Source organism: Desulfomonile tiedjei, from assembly GCA_016212925.1.
Taxonomy (GTDB): Bacteria; Desulfobacterota; Desulfomonilia; order Desulfomonilales; family Desulfomonilaceae; genus JACRDF01.
In genome coordinates this window covers 89284-115614 of sequence record JACRDF010000020.1, presented here as the reverse complement: position 1 = coordinate 115614, position 26331 = coordinate 89284, and the positions used below count along the sequence as shown (strand labels likewise).

General features: G+C 54.1%; 18 protein-coding genes, 1 tRNA gene, 2 pseudogenes and 1 riboswitch. Of the genes and pseudogenes, 5 read left to right on the top strand and 16 right to left on the bottom strand.

Annotated features, from left to right (window positions below; translation table 11 throughout):
- Positions 1-285 precede the first annotated feature (285 nt).
- Positions 286-1350 (top strand): linear amide C-N hydrolase, encoded by a 1065-nt coding sequence (locus HY913_09480; GenBank protein ID MBI4963494.1) that lies wholly within the window; start codon positions 286-288, stop codon positions 1348-1350.
- A gap of 1054 nt (positions 1351-2404) precedes the next feature.
- Entirely contained in the window at positions 2405-4003 is a 1599-nt protein-coding gene (locus tag HY913_09475) for a B12-binding domain-containing radical SAM protein (GenBank protein MBI4963493.1), read from the top strand.
- Between the two features lie 546 nt (positions 4004-4549).
- Here HY913_09475 and HY913_09470 read toward each other — a convergent pair.
- The 9 genes and pseudogenes from HY913_09470 to cobU form a co-directional block, all read right to left on the bottom strand.
- Positions 4550-6943 (bottom strand): annotated as a pseudogene (locus tag HY913_09470) (DEAD/DEAH box helicase family protein).
- Between the two features lie 96 nt (positions 6944-7039).
- Positions 7040-8167, bottom strand: coding sequence for a Fic family protein (locus HY913_09465; GenBank protein ID MBI4963492.1), 1128 nt, complete (start codon positions 8165-8167; stop codon positions 7040-7042).
- Between the two features lie 12 nt (positions 8168-8179).
- The gene (locus HY913_09460; protein MBI4963491.1) at positions 8180-9325 is read right to left on the bottom strand and encodes a restriction endonuclease subunit S; all 1146 of its coding nucleotides are present in this window, start codon (positions 9323-9325) and stop codon (positions 8180-8182) included.
- Entirely contained in the window at positions 9322-10776 is a 1455-nt protein-coding gene (locus tag HY913_09455) for an N-6 DNA methylase (protein MBI4963490.1), read from the bottom strand. The genes HY913_09460 and HY913_09455 overlap by 4 nt, the downstream gene beginning before the upstream one ends.
- 485 nt (positions 10777-11261) lie before the next feature.
- Positions 11262-11600: pseudogene (locus HY913_09450) on the bottom strand (DUF86 domain-containing protein).
- Positions 11597-11887 (bottom strand): nucleotidyltransferase family protein, encoded by a 291-nt coding sequence (locus tag HY913_09445; protein MBI4963489.1) that lies wholly within the window; start codon positions 11885-11887, stop codon positions 11597-11599. Before HY913_09445 ends, HY913_09450 begins: the two are co-directional and overlap by 4 nt.
- Before the next feature lie 142 nt (positions 11888-12029).
- Positions 12030-12104: transfer RNA gene (locus HY913_09440), tRNA-Val, on the bottom strand.
- Between the two features lie 528 nt (positions 12105-12632).
- On the bottom strand, positions 12633-13697 hold the full coding sequence (cobT, locus tag HY913_09435) for a nicotinate-nucleotide--dimethylbenzimidazole phosphoribosyltransferase (protein MBI4963488.1): 1065 nt from the start codon (positions 13695-13697) through the stop codon (positions 12633-12635).
- Positions 13698-13765: 68 nt separating this feature from the next.
- Positions 13766-14308, bottom strand: coding sequence for a bifunctional adenosylcobinamide kinase/adenosylcobinamide-phosphate guanylyltransferase (gene cobU / locus HY913_09430; protein ID MBI4963487.1), 543 nt, complete (start codon positions 14306-14308; stop codon positions 13766-13768).
- 307 nt (positions 14309-14615) lie between these two features.
- A riboswitch (cobalamin riboswitch) is annotated at positions 14616-14796 on the bottom strand.
- 382 nt (positions 14797-15178) lie between these two features.
- On the opposite strand from cobU, the gene HY913_09425 reads away from it, so the two are divergent.
- The 3 genes from HY913_09425 (at position 15179) to HY913_09415 (ending at position 17667) form a co-directional block, all read left to right on the top strand.
- A complete protein-coding gene (locus HY913_09425; GenBank protein MBI4963486.1) occupies positions 15179-16105 on the top strand; it encodes a carbohydrate kinase family protein in 927 nt (308 codons plus the stop codon).
- Between the two features lie 36 nt (positions 16106-16141).
- The gene (locus HY913_09420; protein ID MBI4963485.1) at positions 16142-16501 is read left to right on the top strand and encodes a hypothetical protein; all 360 of its coding nucleotides are present in this window, start codon (positions 16142-16144) and stop codon (positions 16499-16501) included.
- Between the two features lie 182 nt (positions 16502-16683).
- Positions 16684-17667: an NAD(P)-dependent oxidoreductase gene (locus HY913_09415; GenBank protein ID MBI4963484.1), complete on the top strand. Its 984-nt coding sequence runs from the start codon at positions 16684-16686 to the stop codon at positions 17665-17667.
- Positions 17668-17814: 147 nt separating this feature from the next.
- Here HY913_09415 and HY913_09410 read toward each other — a convergent pair whose 3' ends face one another.
- The 7 genes from HY913_09410 to HY913_09380 all read right to left on the bottom strand — a co-directional run bounded on the left by HY913_09410 (position 17815) and on the right by HY913_09380 (position 26329).
- Entirely contained in the window at positions 17815-17982 is a 168-nt protein-coding gene (locus HY913_09410; GenBank protein MBI4963483.1) for a DUF1328 domain-containing protein, read from the bottom strand.
- Positions 17983-18203: 221 nt separating this feature from the next.
- On the bottom strand, positions 18204-19718 hold the full coding sequence (locus HY913_09405) for a metal ABC transporter permease (protein MBI4963482.1): 1515 nt from the start codon (positions 19716-19718) through the stop codon (positions 18204-18206).
- A complete protein-coding gene (locus HY913_09400; GenBank protein MBI4963481.1) occupies positions 19718-20488 on the bottom strand; it encodes a metal ABC transporter ATP-binding protein in 771 nt (256 codons plus the stop codon). Before HY913_09400 ends, HY913_09405 begins: the two co-directional genes overlap by 1 nt.
- Complete coding sequence (locus HY913_09395; GenBank protein MBI4963480.1) at positions 20478-20987, bottom strand: hypothetical protein; 510 nt, start codon at positions 20985-20987, stop codon at positions 20478-20480. The genes HY913_09400 and HY913_09395 overlap by 11 nt, the downstream gene beginning before the upstream one ends.
- Positions 20988-21062: 75 nt before the next feature.
- Positions 21063-21983 (bottom strand): zinc ABC transporter substrate-binding protein, encoded by a 921-nt coding sequence (locus HY913_09390; protein ID MBI4963479.1) that lies wholly within the window; start codon positions 21981-21983, stop codon positions 21063-21065.
- Between the two features lie 443 nt (positions 21984-22426).
- Positions 22427-24361 (bottom strand): glycosyltransferase, encoded by a 1935-nt coding sequence (locus HY913_09385; protein MBI4963478.1) that lies wholly within the window; start codon positions 24359-24361, stop codon positions 22427-22429.
- Positions 24362-24676: 315 nt separating this feature from the next.
- Positions 24677-26329 carry a hypothetical protein gene (locus HY913_09380; protein ID MBI4963477.1) on the bottom strand — a complete coding sequence of 551 codons (1653 nt, stop codon included), beginning with the start codon at positions 26327-26329 and terminating at the stop codon, positions 24677-24679.
- Positions 26330-26331 lie beyond the last annotated feature (2 nt).

Sequence of the window (26331 nt, the reverse complement as noted above, 5' to 3'; positions counted from 1 at the left end):
GAGAAATACCGGCAAAGGTGAAGAGCAGGCACTGACGGAGGCTGTACGCAACACGGCCGTACCCTCAGCAAGGAAACGATCCTTTCCTTGCAACAGGAGAGTTTTTTCCCTTGACAGAGGGCCTTTTAATGGGTGACCCCATTTCTTTTCTGATGACTTGCCTCCGGCATCTTGCTGTGCAAGTCTGGCTACGTCGGGATTCCTATTCCGGACCAAATGGTAACGGGTTTGGCTTTATTACATTCGTCAGCCCGCCACCCCCCAAAACGAGAGAGGAATTGGACAATGAACCGCAAGACTATTAGAGAAGCTCTGTTTGTGGCACTGATTGCATTGACGGCGACTGTTGTCGCTGTCCAGAAGGCTGATGCGTGCACCCGCGCGGTCTATCTCGGCCCAGACGGCACGATCATCACGGGGCGGTCGATGGACTGGGCTGAAGAGACGGGTACCGACCTCTGGGCCTTTCCGCTCGGCATGAAGCGTGATGGAGCATCAGGGCCAACCTCGATCAAATGGGTATCGAAGTACGGCAGCGTGATTTGCTCTTTCTACGGGGTCAGCTCTGTCGATGGAATGAATGAGAAGGGGCTGGTTGCCAACGTTCTGTATCTGACGGAATCTGAGTATCCCAAGCCAGACGAAAAACGGCCGACCATGTCCATTGCGGCTTGGGGCCAGTATGTGCTCGACAACTACGCCTCCGTGACCGAAGCCGTCGACGCCTTGCGCGATGACCCTTTCGTGGTTATAGCCCCGGACCTACCTGGTGGAAAACGTGGAGCAGGACATTTGGCGCTTTCCGATCCTACCGGTGACTCTGCCATTTTCGAATACGTCAAAGGTAAACTCGTCATCCATCACGGCAAAGAGTATCCAATTATGACGAACTCGCCTGTTTTTGACCAGCAGCTCGCCCTGAACACCTACTGGGAGCAGATCGGAGGAATGGTCTTCCTACCGGGCACCATTAGAGCATCGGATCGTTTTGCCCGTGCTTCGTTTTTCATTAACGCCATTCCCAAAACGGCCCACATGTTCCAGGCTGTGGCTAGCGTCTTCGGCGTCATTCGCGGGGTCTCCGTACCGCTGGGGATAACCACTCCGGGTCAGCCGAACATTGCGTCGACCTATTGGCGCACGGTCTCCGACCATAAGAACAGGGTCTACTACTATGATTCGGCCACGAGCCCGACCACGTTTTGGGTACCGCTGACGGAACTGGATTTGAAAGAAGGTGCGCCGGTCAAGAAGCTCACTCTGCAAGGTGGAAAGACTTATTCGGGCAGCGCTGCCAGCAAGTTTGAACCGGCTCAACCTTTCGAGTTTCTGCCTGCTTCAGCGAAATGAGAGTCAGCTATCGGTGGGAGTCTGGGGTTTCCTGTCTGGCTAGTGAGGTTTCCACATCCGGATCGTGATTCATTATCATTTCTCCCTGGCACGCGTACTTGGCTCCGCTAAGATTGAGGGGTCTAGTCTCGCTTGGCTCATGTTGGGCAGCCGTGACACGGGCGGGCCATATCACGGCCTTTTCTCACTAGCCTTGCAGGCGCATGGCACGACGCTATGCACGGGTGAGCCCATTTCCTATTTCAAAAAAGAAAGGCCATCCAATGGGCGGCCTTTCTTTCTGCTTTTCCTGGTACGCTGGGAGAGGATTTGAACCTCCGACCCCTGCCGTGTGAAGGCAACGACATCCCCCTGATTAACAAACGCCCTGATCCATTTACCTAATCATTTCAAGTCAAATCAATTCGGTTGAGGTAGTTTCGGTCCGCTTCAGCCTGAAAAAAAGGTAACAAAACGGAAACAAGGTGCCCTGTCACTCATGGCACCCTTGTACGCCCATAGCCTCTCGCAGCATCCTAATGATCTGCTCCACCATGAAACGATTCCGCTTCGTGCTGACCTACTATCGGCCTCAGATTGTGCCACAAGTCTCACTCAGAACCCGGACCAGGTTTTGGAGGTCAGGCCAGCTTGAGGATCCGGCTACAGCTTTCCCCTTGCCCCGGCTCTACCAGGCTGTGTTCGGCTGACGGTCACCCAAACCACTTGACCGGCGGCGTTCGGTGGGGTACGCTCAGAAACAGGAAAACACGGGTTTTTCGCCAACACGAAGACGGTCTTGCCTCTGTCGCGTCTTCTGGGAATGAGCCAGGGCAACTCTTTTGGGGTTCAAGGGAACCATCCCTTGCCCCTTATCGCCCCGCCGACTCCCAGAATGCCAAGCGTGCCGCATAATTCCGGTTTTTACGGATTGCCATTGAATATTTCCCGAATGGCCGACTGTAAGAGGCCCGTTGTCTTCGTTTTGCCTTCGTTGAATCGGACATTTTTTTAGCAAACGCTATAGCTCCAAAACCAACCGGTGGGGATTGGAATTCCTACACAGGAGTCGTCAATGAGAGTTCTCCTAGCAAATCCAGGGTACCCGCAAACCTTCTGGTCTTTCGACAGTGTTCTGAAGATGATAGGCAAAAGAATCCTCTTTCCGCCTCTCGGACTATTGACGGTTGCCGCATTGCTTCCCGAGAACTGGGATGTCAAGATCAGGGACTTAACCGGCCAAGACATATCGGACGAAGATTGGCGGTCTTGCGATGTGGTCATGATTTCGGGAATGGTCACTCAATACACCGGAATCGTCGAACTGATCCGAGAAAGCAAACGCAAGGGGAAGTCTGTTGTCGTAGGCGGTCCCTTGGCATTTCACATTCCGCAGGACATGTTGGAATTCGGCGCGGACATCGTGGTCAGAGGAGAGGTGGAAGAAGGTGTTCAGATGCTCGTGGAGGCACTTGAACGCGGGCGATCAGGGTTCATCATCGAGACGCCTCCCCGACCGGATCTGAAACATTGTGTCCCGCCGAAATACGATCTGTTGGACCTCGACATTTATGAGACCATGGCTATTCAGTTTTCCAGGGGGTGCCCTTTCCGCTGTGAGTTCTGCGACATTACTCTCATGTTCGGGCGGTCGGTCAGGACAAAAGCGCCGCAACAAGTTCTAAAAGAACTCGATATTCTTTACGATCTTGGTTGGAGAAAAGGTATTTTGTTTGTCGACGACAACTTCATCGGGCAGCCGCTCAGCGCAAAGGCGCTGCTGAGACAACTGATTCCATGGATGGACGAACGAGGCTATCCATTCGAGTTCATCACTCAAGCATCTGTGAACCTTGCCGCAGATCCCGAAATGCTGGATTTGATGGTCCGAGCGGGATTCTTCAGAGTGTTTATGGGGATCGAGACACCGGATCGTGAATCCCTTCGTCAGGCAAAGAAATTTCAGAATACTTCGGTGGATCTCGACCAGGTATGCGAGACGGTGAACCGGGCCGGATTGCAGGTAATCGCCGGTTGCATAATAGGCTTTGACAATGAGGAGCCAGGGGCCGATCAACGTTTGATCGAGTTCGCCAACCGCAACCACATACCGGAGATGTTTGTTACCCTGCTGCAGGCAGGGCCGGGAACGGAGATCTGGAAGCGGCTACAGGCTGAAGATCGGCTCCTCTCAACCAGCTGTGACGACAGCTTCGGTAGTCAAACCGGCCTGATGAACTTCCTTCCAACGAGGCCGATGAGCCAGATCGTTGAGGAGTTCATTAATATCCATGAGGTGCTTTATGAGAGGGAATCCTATCTCAAACGCACTTTCGAGCATTTATCGCGGATGGTTCCGCCTCCGGTAAGCAAGGGCTTTGCCACACCGTCACTGTTGGAGACATTGGCAGCGCTAAAGGTTGTTCTGCGCTTAGGGGTAATCCACTCTTCGAGATGGACATTCTGGAAATCACTAATCCGGGGAATGATAAAGTTCCCCAAGAGGATGGGTCATTTTTTCGCCTACTGTGTCACGCTGGAGCACTATTACGCTTACCGTCGAACCATTAAAGACCAGTTGACGGCAAAATTGCCGAAAATTCAGCAGGAAGCTCGCGTTCGACGGTCTGTACCGTTTCAGACAGGTCAAGAGGAAAAAGGTGTTGGGTGTTGAATTCTCCCCTGTAGCTCGTCTTGTGCTATCTCGGAGCCGGTAGCATCATCTGCTCCTCCTTAATCCTGTACAGGGTTCTGCCGCCTGCCCCCTTTGAATCCCGGCCGGGCGCGTCCTGAGAGGGGTCGAGTCTCTTCTTGGCTCATGTTGGACAGTCGTGACATGGGTGCGCCATGCCATAGCCTTACGAATTGGCCTTGCAGGCGCAGGGAACGACGCCATGAAAACGGGTGAGCCCATCTCCCATTTCAAAAAAAGAAAGGCCATCCAGTGGACGGCCTTTCTTCGTGTTTTTCCTGGTACGCCGGGAGAGGATTTGAACGTCCGCCCCCTGCCCGTGCGCCGAATTGACCCAGGAAGCCGTCAGCATCGCTTTTCTGTGGTCGACCAGGACGCTGAGGCAACTCCGAACATGAGCCAAGAGCAGACGTGACCCTTTTCACTTACGTCAAAAGGGGGGGCTCCCATTGAACGCCGAGCATGCCCGGAACGAAAAATAGGATGCTCCTTTTCACGGTTAACATCCTGTTCCCACGTTGCTGCTGGTCATGCGACACCGTGTTGCTGATACAGGTATTTCTGGAAGCCACTGAATACCTCGCTGATCTCATGCGGTCTGCCGAGGTCGGCCACGGCGTCAGAAATGGAGTTGTGGTATTTCAGGCGGAGCAGCGGTGTCAGCTTTTCCTGGTCGAGTTCATCCACCCCTATACTCACATAATGGGACAGCACGAAGTCTAGGAAGACCTGCTGCTTCGTGTTGAAGCGGGTACTAATGACGACCTTGGCCCTGGCAGCGCGCTCCTCGCGGGTCAACGGCGGCAGTGCGTAAGCAACATGGGCCAGCACATCGAAGAGGTCACTCTTTTCGGCATCAATAATCTTTTGCATCTCGGCCAGTTGGTCGCGGCCAAACCCTTTCTCGGCAAGCCCTTGCAAAAGCTTCTTGCGTGTGTCGGGGGCGCTCCAGACGGAACGGAGTTCGGCTTCGTCCTTGAAGAACTCCGGCAGCTTCCCAAACAACAACTCCATGAACTGCTGAGCGGACATGGGCGTGCCGTCGGGATGCCAGAAGCTGGTGCACATCATGTGCTGAATGGTCCGCTCCTTACCGTCGGCCAGTTTCACCTTCGCCCTTTTCTTGCAAACACACGGGCGCTGGCCGCATTTCGGGCAAGTCTCGGGTTCGCAGACGCACGGTGACTGACCGCACGCGTGACAAGGTTGTGGAGGCTCCTTTTAGCACTCGCAGGGGCGGGACCCGCATTTCGGACACGGCTTCGGCTCCTCCGGTTCCATTGGTTCGCCGTCCCATTCCGGATCGCTGAAATGATGATACGCCTTCACGAAATCGTAGATCGTAAAGTAATCCTTGTCGTCATAAAGCCGCGTGCCGCGCCCGATGATTTGCTTGAACTCGATTATGGAGTTGATCGGGCGCATCAGCACGATGTTCCGGATGTTGCGGGCATCCACCCCGGTTGAGAGCTTTTGCGAGGTCGTAAGGATCGTGGGGATGATCTTTTCGTTGTCCTGAAAGTCGCGCAGGTGTTGCTCGCCCAGCTCGCCGTCATTGGCCGTGACCCGCTGGCAATAGTTGGGGTCTTTGCTCGTCTTGATCTGGTTGACCAGGTCACGCACGGCAAGCGCATGATCCTGCGTGGCGCAAAAAACCAGCGTCTTCTCGTCTTGGTTGATCTCCTCCATGAACAGATTCACGCGGTGCTTCTCGCGTTCCTTGATCTCAATGATCTTGTTGAAATCGTTCTCCTGATACAGCTTCCCGGCCTCAATCTCACCCTCGACCAGCGTGTCGTCGGGCGTATAGACATACTCGTCGAGCGTGGTGGAGATTTGCTTCACCTTGAACGGGGTCAGGAAGCCGTCGTTGATGCCGTCCTTGAGCGAGTAAATGTAGACCGGGTCGCCGAAATATGCGTAGGTATCCACGTTGTCCCGACGCTTGGGCGTAGCGGTGAGGCCGAGCTGCACCGCCGGGGCGAAATATTCGAGGATGCCGCGCCAGTTGCTCTCGTCGTTCGCACCGCCGCGATGGCACTCGTCGATGACGATAAAGTCGAAGAAGTCCGAGGGGTATTCGCCGAAATAGGGCGACGGCTTGCCGTCCTTGGGCGGCCCGCTCATGAAGGTCTGGAAGATGGTAAAGAACAGGCTGCCGTTCTTCGGAACTTTGCCCTTTTTGCGGATGTCCGCCGGCTCGATACGCACCAGCGCATCCTCGGGGAAGGCGGAAAAGGCGTTGTAAGCCTGATTCGCCAGGATGTTCCGATCCGCCAGGAACAAAATGCGCGGGCGGCGGGAGGGTTCACGGCTCAGATTCCAGCGGCTGTAGAACAGTTTCCAGGCGATCTGAAACGCGATGAACGTCTTGCCCGTGCCGGTGGCCAGTGTGAGCAGGATGCGCGGCTGGGGCTCCGCAATGGCCTCCATCACCCGTTCGACGGCGATGTCCTGATAGTACCGGCTTGGGTGCGAGCCGCCCTTGTCCTCGAAGGGCACGGCGGCGAAGCGGTCGCGCCAGGCGTTCTCTTCAGCAAAGGTCAGATTCCAGAGCTCGTCCGGCGTGGGATAGCGCGAGAGTTCGCCCTCCTGGCCAGTCTGCATGTCAATGCCGTAGATTCCGCGGCCATTGGTGGAATACGCATACCGCAAAGCCAACTTGCCGGCGTAGTTCTTCGCCTGCGCCACGCCTTCGGTCAGCTCTTCATCCCAGGCCTTGGCCTCGTTCACGGCCAGCTTGGTGTTGCGATAGATCAACACGTAATCCGCCGTAAGCGGCTTTCCTCGCCGCCCGAGGCCTTCGATACGGCCCGGCGTGATGGGATACTCCCGCCGGATGCGGCTGCCTTCGACCACGCCCCATCCCGCCGCTTTCAGGGCGGGGTCAATATGTTCGGGTCGGGTTTCGGCTTCGTTCATATTTCTTTGTGTCTCGCAGATGAGATGTTGATGTGATTATGTCTCATATATCGTCATTCATGAGACATAAGTTGTTTTGTGTCTCGTAGGTAAGACTCAAAACACCTCTTTTCCCTCAGCGATGTTCAGCAACTCCCGAAATGCAAAAATTCCTGGGCGTCGCCCTCTGCCCTCTTGAATCGTGTGCAAAAGATTCTCGCCCCGCAAAAGGGTCAAAATGCGATTCGCAGTCGGCCGCGGAATTTCCGACTGTTGCGTGAATGTTGGCGCCCTGAAAATGGGCGTCTGAAAAATGAAATCAACGGCCCGGATCGAATGCTGTGAGTGCGTCAGATCAACCACTTGAGTCTTGACACGATCGTAAAGCGACAGGATGGCCCTGGCTTTGCGCTCGTTCTCGGCCGCCTGTTCACGGATTCCCTGGAGGAAAAACCTGCACCATCTCGTCCAATCGCCGTCGCGGGAAACGGCTTGCAGGCGTTCCTGATATTCTTCCCGGTTTGCTTCAAGATAACCGCTCATATAAAAATCCGGACTGGTAAGCAGCTTGCGTTGGCAAAGAAAGAGCGGGATCAACATTCTACCCAAGCGGCCGTTTCCGTCTTTGAAAGGGTGAAGGGCCTCGAATTCAACATGCAGGATGGCGAGTTGAACAAGTGCGTCAGGCTCGGAGTCGCTGCCGAGATAGCGTTCCCAATCGTCCATGCCTTTTTGCAGGTGCTCAGGGGCAATCGGTACAAAGCGGGCTTCCTCGATTGTGCACCCTTTGGGGCCGATCCAGTTCTGATCATTCCGGTAGCTTCCCGGCGATTTGTCCCGGCCTCGAACCCCCTGCATGAGCAGGCTGTGCGCTGCTCTCACAATGTGCTGGGAAAGCGGGCGGTACTCCATTTCCGCAATGCACGCCCGCATGGCCCTGCGGTAGTTGAGCACCTCTTCCGCTTCGTCTCGTTTGGGTTGGGTAATTGTAGCGGATTCCCCGCCGGCCTCAATTTCAAGAACCTCCCCCATAGTCACGTGCGTGCCTTCGATCTTGGAAGAGAGAACCGCTTCCTGTGTTGTGAGGGGTGAGAGGAGAATGTTGGCGTTCGGGATAGCAGACAGCAAACCGTCGTAACGCGCCAGCCCCGCACTGGCTGGGCCGATCAGCGGGATCAGTTGCGACCAGTCAAGTTCCTTCGGTGGGAATCCTCCAAGGTGATAGTGTACAGGTGACGATTTCATGGTTGGCGATCTTTATAATTCTCCGCTGAAGGCTTGGTGCAGCAGCGACTTTTTTAACTCCTCCAGCGCGGCGAGCTTGCGCTGGTAGATGGAGGAGAGGAGTCGGGTTTCTTCGTCCAAATCGTTCAGCGTGGAAACAATCTTCTTTTGCACCCCCAGTGTGGGAAAAGGGAATTTCTGGCCCTCGAATGTGCCGAGATTGATGTTGTCACGGGCTGTTCCCTTTCCCTTTTCCTTCAGAATGGCCTTAAAGGACTGAAGCAAATACTCAACATACTCGTGATCGGCGAGCTGCTCATTTACGACAATCCCGATGACGCTATCTGGGAAACAAGCGTCGAAATCCAGAATCGCCGTCTCTCCAACCGTTGCTCCAACGATGGCAATGCAAATCGTTCCCTTAGGCCACAACTTGCTTTGTGCCAAACCGTCCTCGCCATAAGTCTGCGAGTAACTAGTGATCCGGTGGTTTGCGTTGCTGATGTCACCGGTTTGAACAAAAGGGAACTTCCCACCGTATAGTTTCGGCTCGTTCCTTGGACGGTGCTTCGACTTTCCTCGACCAAAGACCTTGGCAATTTCGGCTAGCCGCTTCTCCACCCACCCCGGCCTGCCCTGGGTGAAGACGGCTTGGAGGTGGCTTTCAAACAGAGCGCGAGCGTTCTGGAGGTTCTTTTCGGCGTTGGCTTTGGCGGTGGCGATGCCCTCAAACGCTTTGTCGAGGATGCCGACGATCCGCTGCTGTTCGGGGAGGGGTGGGAGCGGAATGGGGATCTCTCGGAGACTGCCTTGATTGAGCTTCGGGACTGTCAGACCATTTACAAACTCAGACAGGTCGGAGTGGTTGAGAAAATAGATCAGCCAATTGTCGAGAACCGTATTGCGGTGCAGACGGAGCACGTGCGCGTGATTGTTCACCCAGCATTTGCCTTCAACACTGAATGCTGTGTTCTCACCCGATCCCCATTTCGCTCCGTCTTCTCCTACCAGAACAAGCTTCTCGTCGAAAAGATAACCTTCAATATAATCAAGAACACCTGTCGCACCGTAGTAAGGGTATTCACCAGCCACACGATCCCGCTTTGTGATGGGCTTGCGCTTGTGATCGAGCACGTCGCAAAGTTCACCGAGCGACTTTGTTTTCCACCCGTCCTTCATAGGAGGCCCCTGATGTTCCCCAGCACCTCCGCGCTCTCCCCATCCAGTGCGGCTATCTCGTCCATGATCTCCTGCGGGCTGCGGTGGGTGACTTCTTCGCCGCCGTTCGGGTTCTTCACGGAGAGGTCGAAGGTTGTCTGGTCTATGCTCTTGGCATCCAAGCTCCAGCTCTTGGGCGAGTGGGCGAAGGTCTTTTGCAGCTTCACGAACTCGGCGAGGTCGTCATCGTTGAGCGGGTTGGTCTTACCAAGATTGCGGCCAGGGTCGAGCTGGTAGAACCAGACCTTTCGCGTAGGTGCGCCTTTCTGGAAGAAGAGCACCACGGTCTTCACACCAGCGCCTTGGAACGTTCCGCCGGGACAGTCGAGCACAGTATGTAGGTTGCAGGATTCGAGCAGCAGCTTGCGTAGGCTCACGGAGGCGTTGTCAGTGTTGGAGAGGAAGGTGTTTTTGATGACCACACCTCCGCGTCCGCCAGCCTTGAGGATTTTGATGAAGTGCTGAAGAAACAGAAACGCCGTCTCGCCGGTGCGGATGGGGAAGTTCTGCTGAACTTCCTTGCGTTCCTTGCCGCCGAAAGGAGGATTGGCCAGCACAACGTCGAAGCGGTCTTTCTCCTGAATGTCGGCGAGGTTCTCGGAGAGGGTATTGGTGTGGATGATGTTCGGCGCCTCGATGCCGTGCAGGATCATATTCATGATCGCGATAACGTAGGCGAGGGACTTCTTTTCCTTGCCGTAGAAGGTGCGGGTCTGGAGCGCGGTGAGGTCGCGCGTGGTGAGGTTGCCATTGGCCTTCAGGTAATCGAATGATTCGCACAAGAATCCCGCCGAGCCGCACGCGCCATCATAGATTTTTTCTCCGAGCTTCGGCTTCACCACCTGCACGATGGCGCGGATGAGCGGCCGCGGGGTGTAATACTCGCCGCCGTTGCGCCCGGCATTGCCCATTCTCTGAATCTTCGCCTCGTAGAGATGCGAGAGTTCATGCTTCTCGGTCTGCGAGCGGAAGTGCAGTTCGTCGATGTGGTCGATGATTTCGCGTAGGTTGTAGCCGCTCTGGATTTTGTTTTTTATCTCACCGAAGATTTCGCCGATTTTGTATTCGATAGTGTTCGGCCCGCTGGCCTTTTGTTTGAAACCGTGCAGGTAGGGAAAGAGCTTCTGGTTGACGAACTCTGTGAGGTCATCACCGATCAACGCCTTGTTGTGGTCAATCTTGCCATCCTTGCCCTTCGGCGCAGCCCAGCTTTCCCAGCGGTAGGGCTTGTCGAGGATGAAGGAGTATTCCTTGCCCTCCAGCTCGGCCTCCATGGCCTTTTCCTGCTCCATCTCGTCCAAGTATTTCAGGAACAGCAGCCAGGATGTCTGCTCGGTGTAATCGAGTTCGGTGGTGCATCCGGCCTCTTTCCAGAGGACGTCGTCGATGTTTTTGAAGGCTTGTTCGAACATGGGTGCTTTTTTTCCGTCAGATGGATACCTTATGAGGCACCGGGGCGCAAAGGACGTCGTGCTCCAATGTGCCAGAATATACCTCTCCGCTCGTCACCAGGGCAAGCCCGATCTTTCACCGGCCTTCGCCTCAGCGCGGTTCGCTGGTGTCCGGCCACGGAAAATGCCGAGACGCACGGATGGAGCCGTTAGAAGCGGACCTGTACCTCTTTGCATCGGTGTAGACGGGCCTTAGAGGCGTCAAGTCTCGTCTTGGCTCATATTGGACAGTCGTGACAGGGGGGCGCCATATCACGGCCCTTACGCATTGGCCTTGAATGCGCATGCCACGACGCAACAAACAGGTGAGGCAAATTCCCATTCCAAAAAAAGAAAGGCCATCCAGTGGGCGGCCTTTCTTCGTGTTTTTCCTGGTACGGCGGCAGAGGATTTGAACCTCCGACCCCTGCCGTGTGAAGGCACGTTGCCGTCGAATAGTTTGCCAACTACTCTTGTAGTTCATCGAGGATTTCCCGGATTCTCTTTTTGAGTCTCGGAATGTCCCGTTCTGCGGCCACCCAGACTTCGTCCAGATCCACTGCAAAGTAATCGTGAATTAGAATGTTGCGCATGGCTATTATCTGAGCCCAAGGAATTTCGGGAAAGGTCTCCTAGAGATCACGGTCGAGTTTAGACGCGGCCTCGCCCACGGTTTGCAAGTGATGGATCATCCAGACCTGGAGGAGTTCCTCCGAATCAAACGCCTTTTTTCCCTTGGCCACATATCGCTCGATCTTTTCGATGGCCTCCAGCATATCGATCAAGCGTTCTCGGTCGCTCCTCATAGTGGGATAGCCTCTTTCAAGACCCGTTCCCGCATTCGAGGTCGCAAGCCTTTCTCGCTCACCACGTCCACTTCGCACCCCAGCAAGTCCTGCAATTCGATCAACAAAGCCGCATGATCCAAGAGGCTTCTCCCCGCTTCCATTGTCACAAGTAGATCAAGATCGCTTTTCTCGTCAGATTCACCGCGGGCTACGGACCCGAAGATTCTCACATTACCGGCGCCGTGGCGAGCCGCCACGCGAAGAATTTCTTCCCGTTTCCTGTTCAACAGATCCTTGATGCCCATGACTTGATCCCTTGATTCGAATGGCCCCTTTTGTCTATTTATTCTTTTGTCTCGGTGAGTCGAACATAGTTCATAGACTGCTTAACGATCTTCGGAAGAGAAAAAAGGCCCTGCCAACTTGCAGGGCCTAGCTCTTATTCTCTGGTAGGCGGGAGAGGATTTGAACCTCCGACCCCTGCCGTGTGAAGGCAGTGCTCTCCCCCTGAGCTACCCGCCCAGAACACCCCTAGAATAAGTTTCTGCCGGGACTATTGTCAAGGGGTATTTGCCCGAAGGGGCTGACCTGTCTCTTCGCCTGAGACATTTCTCGTATCTTTTCCGTTCCGCCGCGGCGGCTGGCCTGGATGTTCGGTGGGACAGGCTTCCAGCCTGTCTATTAGCACGACCGGCAAGATGAAACTGGCTCGAAGTAAGGGATTGCACACCTCGCCCGTACGGCTCGGTTCGTGAACTGCCCGAAATCAGGGCGCTTCTCGAAGCGCGCCGTACCCGAAAATCCGTCCAATTCAGGGTTTTGCGACAGTCTCTAAATGGTCGGGCTACTCTCCTATCATCCCTGCGGGACGAACAGGATTAACAAGTAGACTAGAGGCTATGCCCGGTGCACGCTTCAAAAAACTCTATGTCACTTGCTTGGCAATTCCGCGAATAGCGGAACCGCCAAGCAAGCAGAATATAAAAGTTTTTGGAGAGGGGTGCGGGGAGACCCTTTTTACAAAAAGGGTCTCCCCGCTATTCCCCCGCATTACTTGTCCGCGGTGGATACCGCGGCTTCCTCGAAGGTGGCCACTTCAGTAAGAATTCGGACAGCGGCTTCCACCAACGTCATTGCCAGGGCCGCTCCGGTGCCCTCTCCCAAACGGAGGTCCAAGTCCAGCAGAGGCTGCTTTTTCAAATGCTCCAGCGCAATACGGTGTCCCTGCTCTACACTGCGATGAGCAGCAATCATGTACTCTGAGGCTGCCGGCGCGAGCCCGTGAGCGATCAACGCTCCGGCTGTGGATATGAACCCGTCGATCAACACCGGCTTGCGCATCGAAGCAGCACCCAGGATCAAGCCCGCTATGCCTCCGATTTCGAAGCCGCCCACCTTGGCCAGCACATCCAGAGCATCTTCGGGATCAGGTTTGTTCTTCTCTAAGCATTTCTCGATAACCGCTACCTTGTGCTCGAACTGCGCATCATCTATACCCGTGCCGCGGCCGGTAACTTCAACCACCGGCCGTCCCGTGACCGCAGCAACGATGGCGCTACTGGGAGTCGTGTTTCCTATCCCCATTTCGCCGGTGCCGAAAAGATCTGTGGTATCGCCCAATTCAGTCGCCACCTGTATGCCGGCCTCAATAGATCGGACACCGTCTTCTCGAGTCATCGCCGGCCCCTGAGCCATATTCATTGTGCCGGACCCGATATGTCTCGACATGATCAATCCCTTTTTTGCCAGATCGCTCAAATCGCCTGCGACGCCCATATCAATTACCTGCACTTTGGCCGCGGCTACACGTGCCAGAGCGTTGATGCCGGCACCACCGTTGACAAAGTTGTAAACCATCTGGCAGGTGACTTCCTGCGGATATTTGCTTACTCCTTCAGCCACGATGCCGTGGTCGCCTGCCATGGTAACGACCACTCTATTCCGTATTGGCGGATTCATGGAACCGGTGATGCCTGCCAGGTCCATGGCCAGGTCCATGAGCCGGCCCAGCGCCCAATACGGCATGGTAAGCTGATCCAGACGTTCCTTGGCCTTGGCGCGGGCATTGGAATCCTGGGGTGATATTTTTCGAATGGTTTCGTCTAAAAGGCTCATTGACATATTCCTTTCTTGTAATGGTTCACCGGGCGCACCACGCGGAAGCGTGGAAGCCCAGAGAACACTTACCCTTTCTTCAACTGTAATGGCAGGCCGCAAGCGACCAAGACCACTTCATCCGCGGCTTCGGCCACGGTCTGGTTGCATCTGCCGACAAGGTCGCGGTAAAGCCGGGACAAAGCATTGTCCGGCACTATCCCCATGCCGACCTCGTTGGTGACAAAAATCGAGGTAGCGTCAAGGTCCGAGCACACCTGGATCACTTCCCGGCATTTGCGTACCATATCGTCTTCTGTAATGTTTTCCCCGGACTGCTGCGCGTGATAGAGGACATTGTTGACCCATAGGGTCAAACAATCCACCAGCAGCACCTTGAAATCTCCCGACCTTCGCAAGGTCTCCGCCAAATCCAAAGGCTCCTCGATCGTATGCCAGCCACGGTCTCGGCGTAGCTCTTGATGCTTTCGGATACGATCTGCCATCTCAGCATCCACAGCCGTGCAAGTCGCGATAAATGCCCTCGGACCGTCCAAGGCTTCCGCGATTTTCCTGGCGTATTCGCTCTTTCCGCTTCTACTGCCTCCGGTGATCAAGATGAGGCGCGACATGGTTCCTCCAGAGCCCAGGCAAAAAAAATCCCCGAGCTTCAAACTCGGGGATGCCGTTTTTCATCCCTGCTGCCTTTGCTCACGATCCGCGGGGAGCAAGAACAGGAAAGGCCGGAAGCAACATGCGGGGGAAACTTTTTTGTGTAAAAAAGTTTCCCCCGCTCCCCCTTCAAAAAACTCTCTAACTCGCCCGCTGGGCCGCTTCCGCTAACAGCGGAAGCGGCCCAGCGGACAGGATACAGAAGTTTTTGGAGAGGGGTGTGGGGAGACCCTTTTTACAAAAAGGGTCTCCCCACAAATTCCGCTTCAAGCCTACTCCAGCGTGGGCAGGTCTTCTGACTTCCGGATCGTTCTACAGGTCGCCCCTTCCCATCGTCTTGGACAGTGGTTCTGGCGACCTTCGTCCCCGGTCACAGCGGCGGGCCCGTAACGGATTCGCACCGTATTCCCTTAGAAATGGTTTCAAAACCTGAGAGTTTCCGGAAGAGTTTCCGGGGAGGGCGTTTTTGCAAAAACGCCCTCCCCGGACCCCTCCCCAAAAACTCCCATGATTTTACACCATTGTCATCAGCGGGCGACAATGGCGGGACGTGAGCAACTCTGACGGCCGCTCCTGCTAAGGGGTTTTGAAACCGTTTCTAGATCCCCGAAAGGGATTTCCCACGAGGCGCACGGATTATAGCACGCGTTAAACGTCCGCAGAAAGGAAATAAAGCCAAGGCAGGCCGTTCCCTATGACGAGGGTTCAAGCTTCATTACCGTTCAATCTGCCGCTGGTTTACATCGGCCTTGACACGTGAGTTTCCTTTTCCTATCCTAGTCAAGACGGGCTAAGGTTTCGATTTTTCGGCAGTGGAGAGGTATGGAACAATGAATATCTTGGTCTCGGGCTCTTTGGCCTATGACCGAATCATGGATTTCCCCGAGAAATTCTCGGACCACATCCTTCCGGACAAAATCCACATCCTCAATGTCTGTTTTATGGTCAACGGCCTCAAGGAGCAGTTTGGAGGCACAGCGGGAAATATCGCTTATAACTTGGCTCTTCTCGGCGAAAGCCCGCTGATTCTGGCCACAGCCGGCAAGGATTTCGATACCTATGAAAATTGGCTACGGGACCACAAATTGCCACTGGAAGGTATTCGACGGCTGACTGATGAATTCACCGCAGGAGCTTATATAACCACCGACAAAGCGGACAATCAGATCACCGGATTCAATCCGGGCGCGATGAAGTTTCCCTGTGAATACAGCATCGACGGAGCATCCGCCGATGACACCCTGGCTATAGTGGCACCTGGAAATCTGGATGACATGGTCACGTATTCCAGATATTTCAAAGACCGGTCGATCCCTTACATCTTTGATCCGGGACAGTCCATCCCTGCGTTAGCTACCGACCGGATCATCGAAATGCTCACCGGTTCGATGCTGTTCATTTCCAACGACTATGAGCTTGAAATGGTGTCGCGTGGGTCGTCCATGCAGAGGGCGGATTTGCTGAAGCTCACGGGAGCTGTGATTACAACGCTTGCCGAACGCGGAGCGGTGTTGTCCACCAAAGACGGAGACGTGGAAATCCCCGCTGTCAAAGCTGACCGAGTGATGGACCCCACGGGCGCGGGCGACGCGTTCCGCGCGGGCCTTATCAAGGGCCTGGTAATGGGGAAAAGCCTCCCGGACGCCGCGAAGATGGGCGCAGTCTGTGCCAGTTTTGGCGTGGAATGTCAGGGAACTCAGTGTCACAGATTTTCACAGGAAGATTTCTGGGCCCGCCATAAAGCGAACTTCGGATGAAGAGCTAGTGTAAGACTTGAGTCTGCGAGGTGAGCGATGTCAAGCAACTCGGAGATAGGAAACATCCTGGCTGGAGATTGCGCCGGTAGACTGCCGAACGTGGTTTTTCGTGAGATTCGCAATGCCTTCGTGGAACTTGGGATCTTGAATCAGGATCTTTCGCTCGAACACGAGGGTGTCAGGTATAGGATCTCCTGCGATGACAGGATGTTCATGGTGTACAGGGTTAACGAAAACACGGCTCTGCGCCACCACGTGCCGGGATGGCCTGTTTGCCTCGTGAACTCCGAAACCATCTTTGAAGAGTCTTGCTCGCCGGGACTTGGAGATGACCACTACACATGCGGCCTTAATATTGAAGAATGGCTCGAACTGATAGGCAGCCGTGCCTGGTAGGACCTCATTTCAAGGGGTCTGACGGGGAACAGCTTTGTGCAAAGAGGAATTCCCCGGCTCCCTTCCCCCAAAACTCCTACAGATTTTTCGTAAAAGGCCCAATGGTTCGTGAAGAGCGGCAGGCTCCGTTCATTGAAGGCAACATTCCCTTGGCTTTCTAACAACATCTGCAAGGACTTCCTATGCGATTCTTGGTGACAGGAGCGACAGGCTTTATCGGGAGCCATATGGCGGAGCTGATCCTGGCAAAGGGCTGGGAAGCAGTCTGTCCGGTTCGCGACTCTTTGGCGCTGCGCAATCTCAAGGGAATTCCGGTACGGGTAATCGCCGCTGGTGATTTGGAGGCAGAAATCTCGGTTAACGGCGCCTTCGACTACGTCATACATCTGGCCGGCGCAACCAGGGCACCAGATTACGACGGCTACTGGGAGTCGAACGTCAAGTGGACGCGGGAGTTGCTGGAAAAGCTTGTCAATTCCTCTTGGAAAGACTCGCTGAAACGGTTTGTGCTGGTCAGTTCCCAGGCCGCAATCGGACCATCGACTGACGACGGGGCCTGCAAGACCGAATCCGACCCTTTGTGTCCTGTTTCATTATACGGCCGTTCCAAAGCCGAGGCCGAGCAAGTGGCTCTGAGCTTCATGGACCGCGTGCCGGTCACAATCGTCCGCCCTCCAACTGTTTTCGGGCCGAGGGACACGGATGTCCTCGGGGTTTTCAAATGTGTCCGTTATCGAATAGCGCCATATATAGCAGGGCCTGACAGGCTCGTAAGCATAATTTACGTGGAAGACCTGGTAGAGGGGATCCTCGCCGCGGCTATGTCACCGGCTTCGGAGGGCGGGGTCTATTTTCTGGCGAACCCGGAGCCTGTTGTGTGGCGGAAGTTCGCTCTGGAAGTGGCGCGTGTAATGGGTAAAAGCTCTGTGGCTGTGCCGGTGCCTCTATTCGCCATGAAGCTCTTAGCCCGTGCCGGCGACATTGTCGGCAAGTTCCGAGGTGTGACACCACTTTTCAGAACCGAGAAATTGGAAGAAATGAAGCAGATCGCATGGGTCTGTTCGCCTGAAAAGGCATTCACAGACCTGCGATGGAGACCCCGTTTCTCTTTGGATGAAGCGATCCGTAAGACCGCTGCATGGTACCGGGAAAACGGTTGGTTGTAAGGACAAACCGGTGCACACCTAGCACCCGAATGCTCTCCCGCCACAACAACTCTCCCCAATTCCAAGAGCAATGCCGTGCATCTCGGCAAGCCCGTTGACAGGTCTTCCCGTTCAATTAGCTGTATATCATCCCACAGCGGTATATTGTCACAACAGTCGCCGCCGCCGGCCGAATATTAGTGAAACTATGAACAACACCAGAAAAACGACGAAGAGGATCTTCGCTATTTCCATCGAAATTCCTGCTACTCCGACGAACCCCAGCACGCCGGCGACGAACGCAATGATCAAAAAAGTTATTGCTAAGCCCAACATGGCTCTTCCCTCCTATCCTTGCTGGTGCGCCACCCGTGTTGCAGACTAGCAGTCCACAATCAATACTTCGGGCGAAGCCTTACGAACATAAGATGCACCATGTTGGATTAGGATTCCGACGGAGGTAAGGCTATGACTTGACGCCCGCTTTGCACGGGGCCTATTTGTGTTCGCCCTGCCTTTCCATGAGGCATTCGTATATTTATCTGAAGGAATAGGTCTCAATTAATGGCCTTTACCAATATCGAGTCCGCGGTTTTGTGATCCAAGAGAATTTCGCTGCCATCCTGACGCCTTATGGTCCACAGAGTATCGTCAGCTTTGCGAGGTCCTATTGTAACCAATTCTCCCGAATGGAGATTCAGGAACTGAGCTTCCTTGCCTGCTTCCGCTATTTTGGCGGTTCTACCTTCTCGGAGTGAGCTGATGCGGTAGACCATTCCTTTGTCAGCTTCGATAGCGTTCTCAGGGATTTCAGAACCATGCGGGTCATGGGTGGGATGCCCGAGCAGCTCGTCCAAATAAGCAACGGATTCCACATCGTGAACATGTTCAAGCTCATGAGCGCGTGCATGAACTTCACTCGGCGCCATGCCGACGTGGCGTAGGTACGTCTCCCAGAGTCGATGAGCCCGAAGAATGCGCCTGGCCTCCTTTTCGCCTTTCGAGGAGAGGATATACCCTTCGTTTTGGCTCACGAGCAGCCCGTCTCTCACCATGCTTTTAACCGCGGGGGCCAGCGCTTCCTTGCGGGTTGCCAAAAGCTCGCTCAAATCTGCAATTGCCGCCGGTCGGTCGCGGAAACGCACAACTGAACCCAGAATGTCTTCGACCAATTGTTGTGGAACCATGCGTTTCAAACGCAGCCAGTTAGACAACAGCCCGTACCGCGGGGCCATTATCAGGACCACAAGGAATTGGAATGTGCAGAAGAGCATTACCGCCCCTCCACCCGCCGAGTCCAGCCAGATACACAAATAGAGGCCGCCAACCACGCTCGTTACTCCAAACACGGCAGCCAGGACCATCATCCTATCGAGTCGATCGCAGAGCAGATAGGCGGTTGCAGCGGGCGTAATGAGTAAGCCGACGACCAGAATCACCCCGACCATGCTCACGGCACTTACCACAACCAACGAAACGCAGGTAGTCAGCGCATAATCGATCAGAGCCACCGGCATGCCAATGGACGCGGCCATCACCGGATCAAAGCTAGTGAGCTGGAATTGTCTGTAGAACAGCACAATTACCGACAGCACCAAAGCCGCGGCGATCGCGGCCACCCACAGGTCCTGATCAGCCACGCCGAGCACGTCGCCCATGATAAAATGAACGAGATCAATGTGGATGTAATTCCTGAAGATGGAGACCAGCACCACACCGGCGGCAAAGACACCCGTGTACATGATGCCGATAGCTGTGTCCTCTTTGACCCGTGAAACCCTGGAGACAAACCCAATGGAAGCCACAGTGACCACCGCAGCGATTAATGACCCAAGCAGCATGGAAGGAGCATGGGCTTCGGTATTAAACAGGACCTTCATGAACAGGTAGCCGCCGGCCACACCCGCTATCATGGCGTGTGACAAAGCGTCTCCCAGAAAGGCCATGCGCCGGAGAATAACCAGGCAGCCCACCACGCTGCACACGACGGCAGCCACCGAGCCGCCTATGAGGGCTTTAATAAAGAAGGTTTCACGAAGAGGTGCGATTAAAGTGTTATAGATCAATTCCATTATGGTTCTTGGCCTGTTCGTGGCAAGTTGGCGAAAATGCGCAGCTTACCTTCATACACCTCGGAGAGCAGCTCAGAGTTCAGCACCCGGTCAGGACTGCCGTACGCAAAGACCCGTTGCTTGATCAATACAAGCCGGTCAAAGTATTCCGCCGCGGTGGCAAGATCATGGTGAACCACCACAAGGGTTTTGCCGGTGTTTTTCGCACGATCCAACACATCGAGAATCGCTCTTTCGGTAGCCGCGTCCACACCGGCGAAGGGCTCGTCAAGGAGCAGAATGTCAGCGCCTTGAGCCAGTGCCCTGGCCATGAATACCCTCTGCTGTTGGCCGCCCGAAAGCTGGCCGATCTGGCGGTGGCGAAGATCTTCCATGCGTACCATCTCAAGCGCTTCGTTGGCCAGCCGCTTGTCCTCGGGGGTCGGGTCTCCCCACCAAGGGATGCTCCCGTAGCGCCCCATCATGGTGACCTCATACACGGTTATAGGATAATCCCAATCCACGGCCCCTCGTTGAGGCACATAGGCCATTCGTCCCCTCGCTTGTTCCAGCGGGGTCCCGAACAGACTGATCGTGCCTATGTCGGGTTTCACGAATCCGAGAACCGCCTTGACCAGAGTCGATTTGCCTGCCCCGTTAGGGCCGATCACTCCCACCAGAAGTCCCTGATCTATCCGGAGAGAAACGTCGAGAAGCGCGGGCTTCGGGCCAAAGCTTACCGTGAGATGTTCCACCTCAATGGCCGGAACGTTACTCAAGTCAGTGGCCATGAGTGTCTGCCTCCGGAGTCTTTTCGGGCTCGATATCCACGCGGAACGTGGTGGCTACCGTCGAGCCGGCTTCGGACCAGATAGATTGATCCGCTACGGGCATGGAGCCTCTAAAAACTCTGACTCTCACTGCCAGGGAACGGTCCGCTTGCTCCACAGGCGGATTCGCCTCGAGGTATATTTCATTGTGACCTTGAACCAACCCCGGAACAGGCTCCAGTCGGAAAGGGACCCCCCTTTCGACTCGGTCGTTGCGGCGGAGCGCTTCCTTGCCGTTGACTCGTACCAATAGGGCAGGGGCTTCGCTTTCCGTTTCGGTTTTTAGAGCAAAGGGATCGGGTTCCAGGTCAAATGTGGTGGTAACTTCCAGGGCAAAAGGCTCTGTAACTGCACGGACTTCATAAGATCGCGCGGGGTTGATCTTTTCTCGCGCGTGCATGTAGGCACTCAGTCCACCCACCAGGGCCACCCAGATAAGAACCGCGAGAACCGGACGCATTTGGAATCCTTGCTATAACCGTTGACTAAGACAAGCTCAAGGAGCTGGAATCGCGATGAAGGAACCAATATCCCTTTACCTGAGGGAAGTTGCTATTACCAGTACGTTCTCTCGCATCATTCCAATGTATGACTCGCCAGCAGACCCGGCCGGGCCCATTGAGTCCGAGTAAAGTTCTCCACCGACTTTTACTCCCGCTTCGTTGGCAATTTCACGTACGAGCTTCGGGTTTACGCTAGTCTCGACAAAGACGGCTTTAACTCGAAAGCTTTTTATCGATTCGATGACCTGCTTTCTGCGTTCGGGGGTCATGCCGGCGCCGACTTCCGCTCCGGTGGACCAACCGACAGGTGCCTGGTTCTTGAATCCGTACTCTTTTGCGAAATAGTTGAACGCGTCGTGGCTGGTGACAAGGATCCGGCTGTCAATCGGGATGGAGTTGAACTGTTCTCGAATCCATGAATCCAACACTCTGAGTTCCTGAAGGTACAGTTTGGCTCTTGCTTCGTAATCGGCTTTGTGAGCCGGGTCCAACTTAGAGACACCCCGAACGATGTTGTTTACGTATATCGCTGCGTTTCTGGGCGTAAACCACGTGTGCGGGTCATTGACCTTCTGTCCTTCGGCTTCCAGCTCAATGGGTTGCACGCCTTCGGTGCATGTCAATAGAGGCTTTCCGGCATCTTGGGCGAGGGTCTGCATCCAGTTTTTGCCTTCCAGGTGCATCCCGTTTTGAAGGCACAGATCAGCTTTGAGCACCAGTTTTGCGTCTCCGGGCGTCGGCATGTATGTGTGCGGGTCAGCACCCGGCGCCAAGATACAATGGACCTCACAGCTATCCCCGACCACTTGGCGAGCGAAGTCGGCGACCTGGGTCGTTGAGCATACCAGGATAGGTTTGCGGGTCTTACCCGTATCTATCGGCTTTTCCTGGGCCTGGGCCGGCCATGCCAGCAGAATTGCCAGCAACAAACAAAAGGTCATTTCACGGTACATATTTCCCAACTCCAGCGGAAGAGTGCTTGTCATGCCGGGGACGGCGCACTCAATTCATTCAATTCGATCCGCGCGCCTACAGTTTGCCCATACACACCAATTAGACACTTGTGTGGTGGCCACGTGGCTGTCCGGTGAATCGTCGGGACACTACTAATAGCTGCCGCAAGTCTACGAGGTTACTATTTTAATAACCGCTTTTGCCCAAAACGTACAGGGGCACAAAGCGTGATTGGTAGAACTATATCATTTTCCCGCGGAGTTGAGGAGATTGATTTATGCTTCAGGTCGTGTCGGTCAGAATTTGGGAGAAAAGGTATTGATGGGAAGAGAAAGGTTTGGTGAGAGCCCCGGAAGGCAGGAGAGACAGGCGTAAGGACCAAGCACTCCGGTAAGGACAGGCAGTTGAAGTGGGTAAAAGCCGAGCGGTCTTCCTTTTGCACCTATTGAATGCGGGCAAAATCCTTTTGCGTCTTATCGGCAGGAGCCAGACGAGCGGTCCGATGGTATAGTCCCCGATATTTCTTAATGAATTTGAGCAGGCTGGCCAAATGGACGGCAAAGTAGTAAAAGCTCTTCCTGCTCAATCTGGCCGCGTGGTGATAGACGACAAGCTCCGGATGGTGAACCACCGAGAACCCGTGCCGCCACATTTGAGCGCACAGATCCACATCTTCGAAGTAAAGGAAAAACCTTTCATCAAAAGATATAGGGTAGGGGAATAACGAGTTCCTCACAAACATCGCGCTACCGCTTCCCCAATCGATCTCATACGGCCCCGGACCATCTTCTTCGGAGTAATAATGCTCCTGAAGAAATTCGGGTCTTTTTTTCACAACCCAGGTGGTCCTCACCCACAAGAGGGAACTCAGAGTGTAAAACTTTCGCGCTGAAGGTTCAGTTTTTCCTCGCCGGGTCACCAATTTCGGGATCACACACCCGACTTTGGGATTGTGGATCATGTAATCCAAGACATCCGCTAACTTTTCCTGATTCAGTATGGCCGTGTCCGGATTACAAAGCATGACCAAGGCATCTTGATCAGGAAGTTGCCTCAGTCCCGTGTTCAAACCCGCTCCATATCCCCTGTTCTCTTGTCGGATTACAAGTATGGGAAAATCAGCCTTAAGTTCCTGAAGACGGTCCGATCCGGAATGGTCCACTATGATCAGCTTTTTCAAACCGTCAACCCAGCGCAGGGATTGCAGCAATCTATCTATTTGATTTTCATGATTGTAGTTGACCGTGACCACATAAAACGGCGGCCTTGCGCCTTCACGCGTCGTCACCCGATGGGCTGAATTTCCTCTCACCGGATCTGTAGTTTCCGGGCTTTCAGCTTCCTTTTCTCGGGTCTCCAAGGGATCGCCTTCCAGGTATCCCTGGTCCAGCCAAGGCTTACTGTAGACTTTCCTGAGGAGGCCCTGGGTTGATTTCCTGATTGTTTTTGCAGGAAGGGTCCACGGCTTGGGTTGGAGTCCGTTCACCATCCATGCCTTTCTATCCATACGTTTTGCGCTAAGGTACGCCTGGGGGGTTGGGCTGCTTGCTCCCCCCCCTCTCATTACTGTAATCAAAGTCGGGATGTAGGCGACGCGAATGCGATAAACCAGGAGAACCCGCAACAGGAATTCATAGTCAGCTGCATGTCCCACGTCCAATCGAAACGCCCCGTGATCCTCATACACAGACCGTCTGACGAAAAAGGTCGGGTGAGGAGGCACCCAGCCGCTATCCATAAGGTTGTCACGGTACGACGTCGATTTCCAGTACCGTACCACTCTGGAACTGTCGTTCTTATCGATATAGGCCAAATCTCCGTAGCATGCTTTGACCTCAGGGTCTTTAAAAACTTCCTGCACAATAGACAGGGTCTTATTGTGCGGATAGAAGGCTTCGGCATGTAGCGTCCCCACAATGTCGCCTGTAGCGATCGAGATGCCCTTATTTATAGCCTCATACAACCCCTTGTGCTGTTCGGAAACAATCAGTGCATCAGGTCGTGCATACTTCTCGGCTACGGCTACAGTTTCGTCCCTCGAATCTCTGTCGACGATGATGTGTTCCGCGGAGCAATTCTGGTTCCTAACGCTTTGCACGCAATGCCGCATCGTTGAGCCCGCATTTAGGCTTGCCGTTATTATCGAGATCGTTGGAACCTTCTTGCTCATCCTCGAAACCTGGCGAGCCTTCCATTCAGGGGGGTCAGAAAAGGCCAGAGCCGCTTCCTTAGCATGCGCCATATCAAAGTTTTTTTCGCCGAAACCCCTCGCTCCCATGACTGTTAGGAAGCCCCCTTTTTCAGTCCGCACCTGAATAACATCTGTAGCGATTTTTTTCAAGACGAAGCCGTCAAATCCCTCAAGAGCGTCTTTCATCCCCTTATTCTTAGCCTCATGTTTCAGATCCTCGGTCTCCTCGGCCTAATCAGCCCCGACTGAGGTTCCAACAGGGGACAATTACTGTCTGCGACCTATGAGATCGAACAGCGCCCCTTCTCGGCTTATGCTCCACAGCCATGAAACCTGGGTTATAAGACGCTGATAAGCATTTCCGGCATCAGTCTTCGTATCCAAGGAGACCGCGTCTTCTCCCGGGGTACCTAGTATTGGCGGATAACAGTTGAGCCTGAACATTTTAGATACGGTGTACCTGGAACCTGTTGGCACCTTCGGACTCCAATGTTGCTGTTTTTATGTCATCCGGTTTTGACAACCATCGCGGGGCCTCATGACACGTGGCGAAAAGACACGATACGCGTATCTAATAAATATTACAAGCAATAAGAAAACCGATGCATAAACGAAAGCAACAATATAGAGCGCGTAATCGTACATGACATATGAAATAGGGAAGAAGATCATGGCTGGGATAAGATTTACGGTACCCCCGAGAATTAGCAACGCGGCAAGAGACACTATAGCTCTAATGGAGACATAGGGGGCAGACAGCAGGGCAATTACTGAAAGACCCAAAATAATCCAGAGTTGGAAACTGAACTGAAACATGCCGTGTTTCGTTCCCAACACTGCAAAATCGTCGTTCCCGCCCCAGGCTGAGGGTTTGTAAAAAGCTATCACCTTCGTAAACCAGAGGTCAATAGCAGCCTTGGGATTCTCCTTAATCAACTGCATTGCCAGATCCCGCGCATCAACTTCATAATCTCTCCACCCCGAGAAAGGAGACTTACCCAATTTGACGCGGTGTCCGCAGACAGCAACATAGGTATTCCCGTCGATACCGATCCGGCCAGGCCTCCATAAATCCTCGGGAAAGTATGAACTCTCATCCTTTAGCCTATCGTTGAATATCGGAGATGCCTGCATGGACGTGATCACGCTGTGCCAAAAAACATGACCATCAGTACCAACTCCGGCTCTCCACTGAGGCATGGCATATGTCTGAATCCCTTGGAAGACAAAGAGTCCCCCTAATGCGCAGAAAGTGACAACTAGCGGCCAGGCGCGATCTCTTATCATACCGGTTAGCACATTCCAACGACCAGGCGGCAATTCAGGATTTTTCTCGACGTCCCTTTGAGAACACGCGGACCTGATTCTGTACATATCAAAACAGATAGTAACCAACCACAAGCTTCCCAGGAAGATGACTTGTGCCAGAGCCGACCTCCTCGTATTGATGGTCATCATGAGCAATGCCGTCTGAAAAAGAGCGGCCGCCACCGCCCAGCGGTCTATGGGCCATCGCTTAAAAATCAGGAGAGCCAAATGGAGCGATGGTATTGTCCCTAGCATCACAAACGCGCGCTGACGTGCCATGATTGCCCCCATGCAGGCAGGGAGATCCAACTGCTGAAGAACCAGGGCATAATGAGCAACAGCGATTAGCAATAGCAACAGCAAGGGTTCGGTGTTCCCGCGGAAAGATAGCAAAAAAACAACGCTGGAAAGAAAAAAGAGAAGGAAGTACACAATTTGCGGGCTCTCCATGCGAAAACCGAAAAGAAGAAATGACACAATGTACCACCACGAAGCTCCTTTATCGTCGTCCTCAATTGTACGGCGTAGGGGTTTGCCGGAGACACGCACAAGGTCAGCCGGCAAAGAACATGCTTGCGATATCCTTTGATTAAATTCCTCGAGGGACACAGGATCATTATTTCCCTGAAGAAGCCGGGCCACGGGATCGTCATAAGTCAAAAGCGGTGCTTTATGCTTCAGCACAGAAATTGCGACCCCGACTGTCCGCCAAAAAAAGCAATCCTCCGCGCAAATCCTATCCCCCTCTCGACTCATCTTCACAGCTAAGACACCAGTTATGCCAATAATGATTACAATGGCCATGATAATAGCGAGGCTTAACCAACGCGGACTAATCCGGTTCATAG